Here is a 14,279-nt window from a genome sequence, read left to right on the forward strand (position 1 = left end):
AGGATAACTGCATCCGCCGCGCGCCCTGCGCAAGCCCGACATGCTGACGGCGCGCTTGCCCAAAGACGCGCCGGGGTATATGCGCCTTCATGTTCCAAAGGTGAAACCCATGCAGGTCCCCGACCCGATCTCTGCCGTCTCTGCCGATGAGCCGCGCAAACTGCCCCTGCCTGAATTCGTCGCCATGCTGGCGGTGCTGTTTGCCACGGTGGCGTTTTCCATTGACGCGATGCTTCCGGCCCTGTCGAACATCGCCGCCGAGCTGTCGCCCGAAAACCAGAACCGCGCCCAGCTTGTGCTGATCTCGTTCATGGCGGGGATGGGGGTCGGCACGGCCTGCGCCGGGCCGCTTTCGGATGCGATCGGCCGCAAGCGGGCAATCATGATCGGCTCGACCATCTATATCCTGTCGGCGGCGGGCGCGATCTTTGCCGAAAGCCTGACCCCGCTGCTCGTGCTTCGTTTCTTTCAGGGCATGGGCGCATCCGGGCCGCGCATCGCGGGCACGGCGCTGATCCGCGATCTGTATTCCGGGCGCGAGATGGCCCGTATCACCAGCTTCGTGATGATGATCTTCATCATGATCCCGGCACTCGCCCCCGCGCTCGGAGAGGTCATCATCGAACTGACCGGCAGCTGGCGCGGCGTCTTTGGCGCCTTCATCGCCTTCGGCCTGATCGGCGTGACATGGGTCGGGCTGCGCCAGCCCGAGACGCTGCCACCCGAGCGGCGCATCCCCCTGAGCGCAAGGCGGCTCGTTGCCTCGACCCGCGAAGTGCTGTCGAACCGTCAGGTCATGCTGTGCACGCTCACCCTGACCTTCGGCTTCGCGCAGATGTTCTCGCTTCTGTCCAGCTCCGAGCAGCTTTTCGGAGAGACCTTTGGCCGCGCAGACAGCTTCACGCGCTGGTTCGCGGTGATGGCGCTGCTGTCGGGCCTTGGGACGATCATCAATGCGCGCTATGTCATGCGCTTCGGGATGCGGCGGATTGCGCGGGCGGCCTATGCGATGCAGGTCGTATCGGCCTCGCTGGCGCTTTTGCTGGTCGGAACGGGCGCGTTGCAGGGCGACGCGGCGTTTTATGCCTTCTTCCTGTGGGCGGTCAGCCTGTTCTTCATGGCCGGCGTGACATTCGGCAATCTCAACGCGCTCGCGCTACAGCATATGCCGCATCTGGCGGGCATGACGGCGAGCATCGTGGCGGCGCTGTCGGCGCTCGGCGCGGTGGCGCTCGCCACGCCGGTGGGGCTGGCCTATGACGGCACCACCGTCCCGGTGATGTCGGCGGCGCTGATCTGTTCCGCGCTCGCATGGGTGCTGATGCACTGGCTGCGCGACTGATCCGCCTCAGCCGAAGCGGTCGGGCCGCGCATAGATCTCGGCCCGCTCCGAGGACCGCGCCCGCGCCGCCAGCCCGATCCCCGCGCCCTGTGCCGCGCTGACCGCCGCAGAGGTCGGCGCCGCGAGCGCGATCAGCACCGGCGCGCCGAGTATCGCTGTCTTCTGCACCAGATCGACCGAGATCCGGCTGGTCATCACCACCGCCCCATCGCCGATGCGCGGCCCATAACCGGCACGCAGCAGTGCCCCGGCGAGCTTGTCCAACGCGTTGTGACGACCGACATCCTCGCGGAGCGCCACCAGCCCCTCGCCGGGAAGGAAGAACCCCGCGCCATGGGTGGCGCCGGTCGCATCGCGCAGCGCCTGCCCCTCATCCATCGCGGCCACCGCCGTGTCGAGCGCATCCGCCGATATCCGACACGCGCCGCTGACCTGCGGCAGGGCGCGCATGGCGGCGGCAAGCGTCTCGACCCCGCAAAGCCCGCAGCCCACCGGGCCGACCGTGCGCCGCCGCCGACCCAGATAGCGCTGCCCCGCCTCAGGTTTCAGCCAGACCCGGAGGTCGATCCCGTTCTCCACCTGCTCGGGGGCCACGGCGTCGATCTCATCGGGGGTGGCAATCCCCTCGGTCAGCGAGAAGCCATAGGCGAAATCCTCCAGATCGGCGGGAGAGCCCATCAGCACCGCCTGGGTGGTGCCGTCATAGGTGATGGCGATGGCGGTTTCCTCGGCCAGATCGACCGCGATATCGGCACCGTCCGACAGCCGGTTCGCCCTGACACCGATCACGCTCATATCCTGCCCCTGCCTGTCATGCCGGGACTGAACCGCGCCGCGCCGCAACGGTCAACCCCGCGATTTCGCTTGCTGCGCCGCGCCCGTCGCGCCTAGCATGTCGGGAACCACCATCCCCGGCATGCGTTTTGCCGCTGATGCCCAGCCCGACGCAAGGCCAGAAAAGGAAACGTCATGCGCAAATCCCTGCTGCCGCTTCTCGTCGCAACCGTCGCGCTGCCCGTCTGGGCCGATGCCTCTCCCGAGCCGATCCCGGACGCGCCCGCCGCGCAGAGCTATGCCGGGCAAGAGCTTGGCACCGCCGCGGTGCCTGCGGCAGAGAGCCCGGCGCTCTCTGATACGGTGCGCCCCCTCAGCGAAGATGGCGCGCCAGGGGATGGCGCAACAGATGCCACGACCGCCGCCGCCACCCCTGCTGAAGCGACGACCGGTGCCACGCAAGCGCAGGCCGATACGACTCAGGCGGTGACGATCATCGAAGACGATGAAACATCGCCGGACGCGTCCGAGGACGCAGACCCAGCATCTGACGAGGCCGCAACCGCAGACAGCGACGCGGCAGAGAGCAGTTCCGAGATCGCAGGTCCCGATGGCGTACCCGAGGAAGAGGCCACCGCCGAAGCGGAGAGCGAGGCCGACCCCGCGCCGGAAAGCGCCGCTGCCGATACCGGCGAGCAGGCGCAGGCCGATCAGCCCGCCGAGGCCACGCAGGAGGGCACCCAGGAAGAGGTCGGCTCAACCGGTGCAGTCGCCACGCCGGAAACACAGCCCGCGCCGGGCGAGGACGCCACCGCGCCCGAGAATGCCGGCAATACCGGCTGGACCGGCGGCACGGGCGGCGCTCAGATCGGCACCACCGCTGCGGGCGCGGTGCCGCAATCGAAGACATGGCAGCCGCCCGTTGCATCGGGGCTTTCGCTGAAAGGCGAGCCGCGCAGCTAGGCTGATCGCCGCCCCGGCATCACACAGACAGGCTGTCTCCCGACAGAGCATTGGCGACGGCCATGACGACCCGGAACTGGGTTTCCTGGGCGATGCGGAAATCCTCGCCCTGAATGGTTTCGTCGGGTGCCTCGGTGATCAGCGTGACCGGGAAAAGCTCGTCCTCGCGCATCTGCACGTCGCAGGGGATCGCATCCGCCGCAATCTCGAAATCCGGCTCGGGAAAGATGCTGCGATACCGGGCCAACATCTCGCGGTTGACCCGCATCTGCGCATCATGCCCGGCCACGGCCCCGATCGCGGCGTCGAGAACCCGCCGCCCGAGATCCTCATATCCCGGATGATGCCGCAAGATCAGGAAGAAGCCTTTCGGGATCGCCCACCGTGCGAAGCCGCGCGGCGCATAGCCGGTCAGCGGGCGCGTCCATTCATGCGAGGGATAGCCGTGCAGATTGACATGCACATCGGCGCGGCTGAGGGCGCGGGATTGTTGCAGCGCGTCGTTCTCGAACCCCTCGCCGAAGGTCAGATCGTTGCCCCCCGCCGTATAGCGCGCGGCGTGATGCATGTGACCGGGATGGATCGCGCAGAGTTCGCGAAACAGCGCATATCCATCGGGGTTCAGCAGCGGGCAGAAGGTAAAGCCGACCCCCTGCCCCGCCAGCGCCTGCGCCGCGCGCATCGCACCGACCATCGGCGAGGTCTCGTTCGGGTGCTGCCCCGCGCTGAGCGCGAGCCGCATCGGGGCCGCCTCGTTCACCACCCGCCCCCAGACCGGCCTGCCCTGCCGCGAGCTCGCCTCGAAGGCCGTGCCGCCGAGCCGGTCGAGATGTGCCTTGATCGTCGCGGCCCCGATCCAGTGGCCTGCACGCTCCAGCGAGGCGGCATCGCCGAACTCTGGATCTTCGCCCGGATCGGGACGGGTCGTTCGGATGTTCAGCCGCGGCGTTTCTCCGAAGCGGATGAAGGGCGCGACCTGCCCCGGAAGCAAGCTGCGCGAAAGCTCGGGCAGGCCGAGCCGATGCTGGAAAATCTCAAGCGCGGTGAAATACAAATCCTCATGCAGCGCCTCGGCCAGCGAGATATGTTCGTCACCGACCGGCAGCGGCACATCCTCGAACGGCGCTTCTACCCGGATCTCCAGCCGGTCGAAGAAAGGCGGGCTGCCCGAGATGTCGATCTGCCCGAGATGGCTACAGACCGCCTCGAAGATCGCCTCATATTCGGTTGGCAGATGGCTTCCCGGCCGGTCATTGCTGCGTTGCCAGCCGCAGGCCGAGAGCAGCCGCACCCCGGCCACCTCGCGCCAGCGGACCGGCACCGGCACCTCGTGGGTTATCCCGTCATCGCGCAGGATGTGATAGCACGGCAACCCGTCCCCGAGATGGGGCACCATCTCATAGCGGATGCGGGTGGCGACCAGATCGCTCAGCGGATAACATTCGAGCCGGAAGCGGTCGGGATCGTCCCCCTCAACCACAGGGCAGCGGATCGAGGCGCTTTCGGCCCCGCGCAGCAATCCGCGCTCCAGCACCTCATGCAGCAGCGTCTTATAGGCAGAGCGCAGCTTGATCCCCAATCGCCTCTCGGCGCTTTGCCGGGCAGCGGGGCTTTCGAACAGCCATGCCTCCTGCGCGTCGGCGGGCAGATGATCCAGCGTTCGCGGAAATTCCGTCCAGCTCATTTGGTGTGGCCCAGCGGATCCAGCCGGTCGCGCAGCCAGTCGCCCAGCAGGTTCAGCCCAAGCACCGTCAGCATGATGGCCAGGCCGGGAAAGATGGTGAGCCAGGGCGCGGTCTGCACATAGTTCCGCGCACTCGCCAGCATGCCGCCCCAGCTTGGTGTCAGCGGGTCGATGCCGAAGCCGAGGAAGGTCAGGCTGCTTTCCAGCAGGATGTTATTGGCGACGTTCAGCGTGGCGAGGATGACCAGCGGACCCATGGCGTTTGGCAGGATATGCCCGAAGATGATGCGCATATTGCCCAGCCCATAGGCGCGCGCCGCCTGCACATATTCCGCGTCGCGCAGCGTCAGCGTGGCACCGCGGATCAGCCGCGCATACTGCACCCATTGCGCCACGATCATCAGGATCACGATCCGGTCCAGACCCGGCCCGATGATCGCAATCACCGTCATCGCCAGCAGGATGAAGGGCAGCGCCAACTGCACATCGGCGAAGCGCATCAGGAACATGTCGGCAAAGCCCCGGTAATACCCGGCCATCAGCCCGATCACCGTGCCGATCACCACCGCGCCCGCTGCCGATAAAAGCCCGACGAGAAAGCTGACCCGCCCGCCATGGGCGATGCGCGCCAGCAGGTCGCGCCCCTGCGTGTCGGTGCCCAGAGGATGCGCAGGGTCCTGGAACGCCGGCATCAGCCGCGCCGTCAGATCCATCTTCGATCCGCCATCGGGGAACAGCAGCGGCGCGAACAGGACGATGCCGCCGATGATGATGATCAGCCCGGCGCCGAGATACAGTTCGAGATTCCGAAATGCCTTCATCGCCTCACTCCAGCCGGATGCGCGGGTCGAGCGCGACATAGGCAAGATCGACCAGCAGGTTCACCAGCACGATCATGATCGCGAGAATCGAGATCACCGCCTGAAGCACCGGATAGTCGCGCTGGCTGATCGCTTGCAAGGCGAGCGAGCCCATGCCGGGCCAGTTGAACACCATCTCGACCACCACGACGCCGCCCATCAGCGCGCCGAATTGCAGGCCCAGATAGGTGACGAGCGCGATCGAGGAGTTTCGCAGCGCGTGCTTATAGACCACCTGCCGCTCGGCCAGCCCCTTGGCGCGGGCGACCATGATATATTGCGCCGAAAGCACGTCGAGCATGGTCGTGCGCACGATGCGCAGATTGGTCGCGGTCAGGATCACCCCCATCGTCGCGGCCGGCATGATCAGCGATTGCAGACCGTCAAAGCCCGATGCGGGCAGCCATTGCAGTTTGACCGAGAACAGCAGGATCAGCATGATGGCCAGCCAGAAATTCGGGAAGGACAGCCCGACCAGAGAAAAGATCCGGATCGCCTGATCCGCGATCGAGCCGCGATGCGTCGCCGCATAGACGCCAAGCGGGATCGACAGCAGGATCGAGATCAGGATAGAGCTCAACGCCAGAAGCAGCGTCGCCGGCAGCGCCTGCGCGATCAGCCCCGCGACCGAGCCTCGGAAGAAACTGTTGCCCAGGTCGCCGGTGAACAGCCCGCCCATGAAGCCAAGATACTGCTCGATGAAGGGCCGGTTCAGATCAAGCGCCTCGCGGATACGTTCCAGATCCGCCTCGGTGACGCTGGCGCTGTTGCCGGTCATCATCACCGCCGGATCGCCGGTCAGCCGGATCGCGTAGGAGACGAACAGCGTCACCACCACGATCACGAAGACCGCCTGGAAGAGACGCTTGAGGATATAGCTTAGAAAAGGCATCGCTTCCCTGTCTGGCGATCAGGCGGCCCCCGAAGCGAGGGCCGCCCGGTTCCGGGATTATTCGGTCACGCTGACTTCGGTATAGCGCACCCGCTGATCGGGCGCCGGCACGAAACCCTCGACCCGGTCCGAGACGGCGTAGATCTGGTTCTCGTTATAGACCGGCAGGTGATAAGCCTCGTCCTTGGCCATCTCGGCGATCTCGCGCAGGATGCGCAGCCGCTCATCGGGGTCGGCCACCTCGCGCTGTTCTTCCAGCAACGCGTTCATCTCGGGCGTGGTGCCGAAGGGGTTCCAGACCTCGCCGTCGTGATAAATCAGATAGGCGGTGTTGTCGTAATCGAAGGTCCATCCGCCCCAGGCGAATTCGAACAGCTCGTTCACCTGACCCTGCGGCACCAGCTCGTTCAGGAACACAGCATCCTCGACCGGGTTCACGCTGGCATTGATGCCGACCTCGGCAAAGAAGCCGGTCATCGCCTGCACCACCTCGCCGAAATCGGCGTGAGAGGCACGGTAATCTATGGTGATCTCTGCCCCCTGCTCGACGCCCGCTTCTTCCAGAAGCTGCTTCGCCTGCTCCGGGTCATAGGGATAGGGCTCCAGCGCTTCGTCATATCCGAATGACAGCGGCCCCTGCATCTCGGCGATGATCTGGCCGTTGCCGCCCAGAAATGCGTCGATCAGCGCCTGCCGGTCGGTCGCCATGATCAGCGCGCGGCGCACATTCGCATCCGTCGTGATGCCTTCCTTGGTGTTGAAGCGCAGCCCATAGACGGTCGGGCCGGGCACCGAGATCACCTCGATCCCGTCCGTGCCTTCCAGCACCGGCAGGTTGGCGAAGACCGGGTTATGGTCGATGTCGATACCGCCCGATTGCAGCTCGGCCAGACGGGTCGAGGCCTCGGGGATAAAGCGATAAATCAGCTTGTCCAGCTCGGGCGCGCCGTCGAAGTAATCGGGGTTGGCCTCAAGCTCGAGCCGTGCGCTCGGTTCGTAAGAGACGAATTTGAACGGGCCGGTGCCGACCGGGTTCAGGTCGAAATGTTCTTCGCCGTTTTCCTCGATATATTGCGGCGGCACGATCATCGCGCCATAGCCCGAAAGCTTGGTCAGCATCACCGGATCGGGCTTGTTCATGACAAATTCGACGGTGCTGTCATCCACGATCTCGACGCTTTCGATCGAGGTATAGTTGGAACGCTGAGGCCCCGCCGCCCCTTCATCGCCCAATAGCCGGTCGAAAGTGTATTTCACTGCCTCGGCGTTGAAAGGCTCGCCATTGTGGAAGCTGACGCCCTCGCGAAGCTTGAAGCGCAGCCGCATCCCGTCTTCCAGAACTTCCCATTCAGTGGCGAGGCCGGGTTGCAGTTCAAGATTTTCGTCGCGCCGGATCAGCCCGTCGAAGATGCTTCCCCCGGGCGAAGACCAGGCGACCAGAAACGTGTCGATCGGATCCCAGTTATTCGCATCCTGCCGCTGAGCGACGGTCAGCGTGCCCTCGGCCATGGCCGGCATGCCGATCAGCGCGGCAAGCGCGGCGGAGACGAGTGTTGTCCTGAAATTTGTCATGCTGCTTTTCCTTCCTGTTGTTCGAATTCTTCGTGATTTTCGGCCAGCAAATGCCCATCGCCAAGATCGATCAGTCGATGCAGCGGCGGCGGATCATCCACCGGGCGGATCGGGCTCGGAATGTCGCCGGTCATCTCGCGTCGCGGCGGGGCGCGGCCGGGATCCATCACCGGCACCGCCTCAAGCAACCGGCGCGTATAGGGGTGGCGCGGATCTTCGAAGATCTGTTGCCGGGTGCCCAGCTCGACGATCTGTCCCAGATACATCACCGCGACGCGATGGCTGACCCGTTCGACCACCGCCATGTCATGGCTGATGAACAGATAGGCCAGCCCACGTTCGGCCTGAAGATCCATCAGCAGGTTGATGACCTGCGCCTGCACCGACACGTCGAGCGCCGAGACGGCCTCATCGGCGATGATGAGCGAGGGCTGGCAGGCAAGCGCGCGGGCAATGCAGATCCGCTGCCGCTGCCCGCCCGAGAATTCATGCGGATAGCGCCCGGCCAGATCGGGTGAGAGATTGACGGATTCCAGCAAGCCGGCCACCTGCCGGTCGGGATCGGTCACCAGCCCATGCACCTGCATCGGCTCGAGCAGGCTGCGCCGGATCGTGCGCCGCGGGTTCAGCGAACCATAGGGGTCCTGAAACACATACTGGATCTCGCGCTTGAAGCGCATCCGCTCGGCCGCCGACAGCGCCAGCACATCGACGCCACGAAACAGGATCCGGCCCTCGCTCGGGCTGACGAGCTGCTGCAGCGTCTTGCCGACCGTCGATTTCCCCGAGCCGGATTCCCCGACAAGCGCCAGCGTCTCACCGGCGCGAATGTCGAAATTGATGTTCTCGGCGGCATGGACGCGCCGCGTGACCCGCCCGAGCAGCCCCGAGCTGAGATCATAGCGCGTCGACAGATCCTCGACCCGCAAAAGCGGCATGTCGCCCTGCTCTTTTGCCGGGTCGGGGTGATCGCCCGTCTGCGGTGGCTGTCCGGGAAGATCGAACTTGGCCGGGCGGATCCGGCCCTGCATCGCCCCGATCTTCGGCACCGCGGCCATCAGCGCGCGGGTATAATCGGCCTCCGGATTGCGGATGACCCGCTCGGCCGGGCCCTCCTCGACCTTTTCGCCATGCCGCATCACCAGAATGCGGTCGGCCATTTCCGAAACCACGCCCATATCGTGACTGATGAACATCACCGCGGTGCCCAGTTCGCGCTGCATGTCGCGGATGATCTGGAGCACCTGCGCCTGAATGGTCACGTCGAGCGCCGTGGTCGGTTCGTCTGCGATCAGGAGGTCGGGATTGCAGCTCAGCGCCATGGCGATCATCACCCGCTGCCGCATCCCGCCCGAAAGCTGATGCGGATAGCGCTTCAGCTGATCGCGCGCATTGGGAAGCCGCACCATGTCGAGAAGCCGCGCCGCCTCGGTCCGCGCTGCCGATCCGGTCATGCCACGATGCAGCCGAAGCGCCTCTCCGATCTGGTCGCCAACGGTAAAGACCGGGTCGAGCGATGTCATCGGCTCCTGAAAGATCATCGCCATGCGATTGCCGCGCAGCTTGCGCAACGCCTGTTGCGGGGCCTGGGTCAGATCGGCGCCGTCGAATTCGATCCGGCCCGATACACGCCGCCCGCCGACATGCGGCAAAAGACCCATCACAGCCAGCGAGCTGACTGACTTGCCCGAACCCGATTCGCCGACAATCGCCAGGGTCTCGTTGCGCGCCACCGCGAAAGAGAGGTCGCGAACCACCGGATCGGCCCCGCCGAAGGCAATCGACAGATCGTCCACGCGCAGCAGCGCCCGGTCATCCCTCTCGGACATCTCTCCTCCCGCAGCGATGAAAATTTACTCTGCCGAACCCTAATGCCGGAATTTTGGGCTATCAAGGCGTTGGACCGGATAAAGTTCTTCCGGTTAACGGAACTGCCCGCAGATCGAGCTGGCGCATCGCAGTTCAGAACAGCTCGGCGCGATGCGGGTTCACACGGCGCAGATCACCGCGCCGCAGGGTCAGCCCCACGCGATCGAAGAAATCGAGGATCTGGATCGCCACCTTGCGCCCGTTCCGGGTGCGGTCTCGGAAGGCAGGGGCGGTGAACCAGCCACCGTCAGCATCGTCCGACAGCGCTCGCACCATCTCGGCCATCTCGGCAGTGGTCTCGCGCAGGAAGAAATGATCCTGCGCGATCTGGTCCACCCGGCCGAGCCGGGCGGCGAATTTCATCATCCGCCGGATCTCTCGCTCGTCCACGCCGGTCTCGGCGGCGAGATCGCGCACGCGCGGCGGACGGAACCGCGTCTCGCCCCCGAGCGCCGGAGCGATGCGCGAATACAGCGTCTCGTCCTCGGCGCTCATCTGCGGTGCATGGCTCGGCAGCCGGGCAAATCCGCCATCGAGCGCGACCTGCCCGGCAGCCGCGGCCTCGCGCAGCAATGCGGCGAAACCGGGTTTGGGCAGGCGCGGGCGCAGCGCCAGCCGAAGCGCCTCGCGCGCCATGCCCTGAAGGTCGGGATTGGCGGCGTGAAACTCCGCAAGCCGCTCGGATAGCTGCGCCATCAGCGCCGCGTGCTGCTCGGCCGACAGAAGATAGCGCGGGGACGCGCCAAGGATCGCCGCGCCCGGAACGACCGCCCCATCATCGGCCAGCGCGCGGTCGCGCAGAAAACCGTCGAGATCGACAAGATGCGGCGAGGTGTCGAGCAGCTTTTGCAGCGCGGCCTCCGGGTCGGGTTCCGCCATCGCCGCCAAGGTCGCGCGGCGCTCTTCGGTTGCACGGCGGCGCGCGGGCGGGCGCAGATCCAGCAATCGGCCGCCGCCCAATGTGCGCGTCGCCGAGAGATCGCGCAGCAGAAAAGCCTCGTCCCAGCCAAGTGCAAGCGGGCGGTCGAGCACGAGTTGCACCAGCCTCCCGCCATCTGCACCAAGCCTGCCGCCCAGCGAAACCACACGCACCTCGGCATCGGCTGCACCGACATGCAGCCGCGCGCGCAGCCCGCTGGTGAACGCCCTGGCATCGACCCAATGCAGCACCGCATCGACCCGCGCGCTCGGCGCTTGAAGCGATGGTGCCAGCAGAACATCGCCGCGATGGATCCCCTCCTTGGCAATGCCGCTCAGATTGACGGCGACCCGTTCGCCCGCCCCGGCTCGGAGGGTCTTGCGGTTCTGGGCGCGCAGGCCGCGAACGCGCGCCTCATGCCCGGCCGGAGAGATGATCAGATCGTCACCCGGCGCGATTGTTCCCGACACGACCATCCCGGTCACCACCGTGCCGACCCCGTCCAGCGTGAAAGCACGGTCAGCGATCATGCGAAAGCGCCCCGCCCGGCTTCGCTCGGCGGTCTCGGCGGCCATGCCGGCCAGATGGTCGCGCAGATCGGCAATGCCCCGACCGGATCTTGCCGAGACGGCGATCACCTCTGCCCCGGCCATGGGCGTCGCGGCAAGCGTCGCGCCGATATCGCGGCGCAGCTTTTCGATTCGCTCATCGCCGGCCAGGTCGGCCTTGCTGATCGCGACCACAGCGCGACGCAGCCCAAGCAGCGACAGAATTTCCAGATGCTCGCGGGTCTGGGGCATGATCCCGTCATCGGCAGCGATCACGATCAGCGCCGCGTCGATGCCGCCCGCCCCGGCGATCATGTTGTGGATAAGCCGCTCATGGCCCGGCATGTCGACGAAACCCGTGATCGAGCCATCGCCCAGATCCGCATAGGCAAAGCCAAGATCAACGGTGATGCCGCGCGCCTTTTCCTCGGCCAGCCGATCCGCATCCACCCCGGTCAGGGCCTGCACCAGCGCCGTCTTGCCGTGGTCTATATGGCCAGCCGTGCCGAGAATCACGGCGCGGCATCCTCCAAAGCGGCGAGAAGCTGGGCGTCGTCGCGCAGCGTGCGCAGATCGAGGATCACCGCCCCCTCGGAAATGCGCGCGATTACCGGCATGGGCAAGCCGCGAAGCCGTTCGGCGAGGCGCTCTGGGTCTCGGCCGCCGGGGCCGCCAGCGGCGACAAGACGCAGCCCGCTGCTCGGCAGCGTGTCCGTCGGCAGTGCGCCCGATCCGACCTGACTGTCGCAATCGCAAAGGCTCACCTCGACCCCGAGCGGTGCGAGAAGAACCCCCACCGGCGCGCGCAGCCGCTCGGCCTGGGCGGCGATGTCGGTCTTCGGACGGCTGAGCATCCGCAGCGTCGGCACCCGCGCCATCACAGTGTCGGGATCGCGATATAGCCGCAGCACCGCGGCCAGGGCGGCGATACGGATCTTGTCGAGCCGCATCGCTCGCTTCATCGGATTGGCATTGATCCGCGCAATCAGATCAGCCCGACCGACGATGAAACCCGCCTGAGGTCCGCCAAGCAGCTTGTCGCCGGAAAACGTTACCAGATCCGCCCCGGCCTCGACCGCCTCGGCCACGGTCGGCTCGCGCCGCAGCCCATAGCGCGACATATCGATCAGCGAACCCGAGCCGAGATCATTCATCAAGGGCACTCCGGCCTCGGCCGCGATGGGCTTCAGATCGGGCGCTTCGACCTCACGGGTGAAGCCTTCGATGCGGTAATTCGAGCAATGCACCTTCATCACAAGCCCGGTTTCGGGACCAAGCGCGGCGCGGTAATCCTTCGGATGGGTGCGGTTGGTGGTGCCGACCTCGACCAGCCTTGCACCGGCTCGCGCCATGATGTCCGGGATGCGGAATGCGCCGCCGATCTCGATCAGCTCCCCGCGCGAGACCACCGCCTCGCGCCCCGCTGCAAGCGTATTCAGCGCCAGCAGAACGGCGGCGGCATTGTTGTTGACGACGGTCGCGTCCTCGGCCCCGGTCAATTCGCAAAGCAGTCCACGCAGATGATCGTCGCGCTCGCCGCGCCCGCCGGTTTCAAGGCTGAACTCCAGCGCCACCGCCGTTCGCATCGCCTCTGTCGCGGCGGTAATCGCGTCTTCGGGCAGCAACGCCCGGCCGAGATTGGTGTGCAGCACCGTGCCTGTCAGGTTCAGGCAGGGGCGCAGCGGATCGGGACGGCTCAGCGACGCCTCGGCCGCCGCCAGCACCGAAGCTCCGGGATCGGAGGGCATGGCCTCGCCGCCCAGAACCGTCTTGCGCAGGCTGGCCACGGCCTCGCGGATCGCCTCGGTCGCTCGCAGACGGCCATGCGCCGCGGTCAGCGCCGCGCCCGCATCGCTTCCCAACAGCCTGTCGACCGAGGGGAGATGCCGAAGCGCCTCGGTCAATAGCCGATCAGGAACGGGTTGAAGCCGCCCCTGTCCCATTCCGTCTCGCGCATCAGCGCATCCAGCCCGAGACTGGCGACGTCATCGGCGAACGGCTCCAGCGTGGTATCGACATTCTGATACAGGATCTTCACCCAGCTTTTGCATTCCTTGCAGATCTCGGCCTTGATGGGCTGATCGCTCGCCGCGCCGTCATCGACCGCGCGATAGCCGATCCCCTTGGTCGAGCCGCAGCATGTGCATTTCACCCGCACCTCGTTCCACTGGGTCGCGCAGGTCGCGCAGCAGCAATAGCGCGCGCCTTCGGTATGCAGCGTGGCCGTCACCATCGAGACCGAGGGGCGTCCGCCGCAGGATGGGCAGATACCCACGCGAATCGGCACAAGCTGTTCCGCATCAAGCCCCGCCGCCATCCGTACAGCGAGCAGCTGCAAGGCCGCAGCGAGAAATGCCGCAGGCGCGGCAAACCCTTCAGGCACGCGGTCCGAAGCGATGTCCGACAGCAATGCCCGGCGATCCTGCTCGGGCGCGTCGCGCAGCGCCCGCAGCGCGGCGCGGGCCTGATCGGGCATCTCGATCTTGCTGGCACGTTCGAGTAACGCGCCCACCGTTTCGGACAGGGCCGCCGATCCGACCAGCTCAGCGCGATCCAGCGGTGGCATCCGGTAAGAGCGGTTGCGCGCCACCGTATCGGCATCGACCGGCGGCGGGGCGGGCAAATCGGTCACCAGCTGCGCCTGTATTTCGCAGAGATCCGCCAGAAAGTTCAGATATGGTGCCAGCCGCGCCCCTTCAGCCAGCTTGCGCAGCCGCGCTGCGCGGGTGGCGAAAAGCCGATGCGGATCGGGCAGCCGGGCGAAATCCGGCGTCGAGATATTGCTGATGACGGACGGATCGGGACGAAGGCTCATGACCACCTGCCGGCTGGGAAAAAAAGCGGCCCGCGACCGGG

11 protein-coding genes are annotated in these 14,279 nt (G+C 66.2%); 2 read left to right on the forward strand and 9 right to left on the reverse strand.

Annotation, left to right across the window (positions count from 1 at the left end; genetic code table 11):
* Nucleotides 1-109 precede the first annotated feature (109 nt).
* The gene (locus PAF18_RS05550; RefSeq protein WP_271117613.1) at nt 110-1,342 is read left to right on the forward strand and encodes a multidrug effflux MFS transporter; all 1,233 of its coding nucleotides are present in this window, start codon (nt 110-112) and stop codon (nt 1,340-1,342) included.
* A gap of 6 nt (nt 1,343-1,348) precedes the next feature.
* On the opposite strand, the gene fdhD is transcribed toward PAF18_RS05550, so the two are convergent.
* Complete coding sequence (fdhD, locus tag PAF18_RS05555) at nt 1,349-2,137, reverse strand: formate dehydrogenase accessory sulfurtransferase FdhD (protein WP_271117614.1); 789 nt, start codon at nt 2,135-2,137, stop codon at nt 1,349-1,351.
* A gap of 174 nt (nt 2,138-2,311) precedes the next feature.
* Between fdhD and PAF18_RS05560 the strand changes: the two genes are divergently transcribed.
* Nucleotides 2,312-3,079, forward strand: a complete 768-nt coding sequence (locus tag PAF18_RS05560; RefSeq protein ID WP_271117615.1) for a hypothetical protein — start codon at nt 2,312-2,314, stop codon at nt 3,077-3,079.
* Between the two features lie 19 nt (nt 3,080-3,098).
* On the opposite strand, the gene PAF18_RS05565 is transcribed toward PAF18_RS05560, so the two are convergent.
* The 8 genes from PAF18_RS05565 to fdhE form a co-directional block, all read right to left on the reverse strand.
* Nucleotides 3,099-4,763, reverse strand: a complete 1,665-nt coding sequence (locus PAF18_RS05565; protein ID WP_271117616.1) for a M14 family metallopeptidase — start codon at nt 4,761-4,763, stop codon at nt 3,099-3,101.
* A complete protein-coding gene (locus PAF18_RS05570; RefSeq protein ID WP_271117617.1) occupies nt 4,760-5,584 on the reverse strand; it encodes an ABC transporter permease in 825 nt (274 codons plus the stop codon). Before PAF18_RS05570 ends, PAF18_RS05565 begins: the two co-directional genes overlap by 4 nt.
* 4 nt (nt 5,585-5,588) lie before the next feature.
* Entirely contained in the window at nt 5,589-6,515 is a 927-nt protein-coding gene (locus PAF18_RS05575) for an ABC transporter permease (RefSeq protein ID WP_271117618.1), read from the reverse strand.
* 57 nt (nt 6,516-6,572) lie between these two features.
* Entirely contained in the window at nt 6,573-8,087 is a 1,515-nt protein-coding gene (locus tag PAF18_RS05580) for an ABC transporter substrate-binding protein (RefSeq protein ID WP_271117619.1), read from the reverse strand.
* Nucleotides 8,084-9,916 carry an ABC transporter ATP-binding protein gene (locus PAF18_RS05585; protein ID WP_271117620.1) on the reverse strand — a complete coding sequence of 611 codons (1,833 nt, stop codon included), beginning with the start codon at nt 9,914-9,916 and terminating at the stop codon, nt 8,084-8,086. Before PAF18_RS05585 ends, PAF18_RS05580 begins: the two co-directional genes overlap by 4 nt.
* Nucleotides 9,917-10,049: 133 nt before the next feature.
* Nucleotides 10,050-11,939, reverse strand: a complete 1,890-nt coding sequence (gene selB, locus PAF18_RS05590) for a selenocysteine-specific translation elongation factor (RefSeq protein WP_271117621.1) — start codon at nt 11,937-11,939, stop codon at nt 10,050-10,052.
* On the reverse strand, nt 11,936-13,327 hold the full coding sequence (selA, locus tag PAF18_RS05595) for an L-seryl-tRNA(Sec) selenium transferase (protein ID WP_271117622.1): 1,392 nt from the start codon (nt 13,325-13,327) through the stop codon (nt 11,936-11,938). Before selA ends, selB begins: the two co-directional genes overlap by 4 nt.
* Nucleotides 13,324-14,238 (reverse strand): formate dehydrogenase accessory protein FdhE, encoded by a 915-nt coding sequence (fdhE, locus tag PAF18_RS05600; RefSeq protein ID WP_271117623.1) that lies wholly within the window; start codon nt 14,236-14,238, stop codon nt 13,324-13,326. The genes selA and fdhE overlap by 4 nt, the downstream gene beginning before the upstream one ends.
* Nucleotides 14,239-14,279: the final 41 nt, after the last annotated feature.

It is taken from the genome of Paracoccus sediminicola, assembly GCF_027912835.1.
Lineage (GTDB): Bacteria > Pseudomonadota > Alphaproteobacteria > Rhodobacterales > Rhodobacteraceae > Paracoccus > Paracoccus sediminicola.

Bases quoted from the DNA above. Each gene is read 5' to 3' on its own strand.
- PAF18_RS05550 (WP_271117613.1), top strand. From the start codon at position 110: ATGCAGGTCCCCGACCCGATCTCTGCCGTCTCTGCCGATGAGCCGCGC.
- fdhD (WP_271117614.1), bottom strand. From the start codon at position 2,137: ATGAGCGTGATCGGTGTCAGGGCGAACCGGCTGTCGGACGGTGCCGAT.
- PAF18_RS05560 (WP_271117615.1), top strand. From the start codon at position 2,312: ATGCGCAAATCCCTGCTGCCGCTTCTCGTCGCAACCGTCGCGCTGCCC.
- PAF18_RS05565 (WP_271117616.1), bottom strand. From the start codon at position 4,763: ATGAGCTGGACGGAATTTCCGCGAACGCTGGATCATCTGCCCGCCGAC.
- PAF18_RS05570 (WP_271117617.1), bottom strand. From the start codon at position 5,584: ATGAAGGCATTTCGGAATCTCGAACTGTATCTCGGCGCCGGGCTGATC.
- PAF18_RS05575 (WP_271117618.1), bottom strand. From the start codon at position 6,515: ATGCCTTTTCTAAGCTATATCCTCAAGCGTCTCTTCCAGGCGGTCTTC.
- PAF18_RS05580 (WP_271117619.1), bottom strand. From the start codon at position 8,087: ATGACAAATTTCAGGACAACACTCGTCTCCGCCGCGCTTGCCGCGCTG.
- PAF18_RS05585 (WP_271117620.1), bottom strand. From the start codon at position 9,916: ATGTCCGAGAGGGATGACCGGGCGCTGCTGCGCGTGGACGATCTGTCG.
- fdhE (WP_271117623.1), bottom strand. From the start codon at position 14,238: ATGAGCCTTCGTCCCGATCCGTCCGTCATCAGCAATATCTCGACGCCG.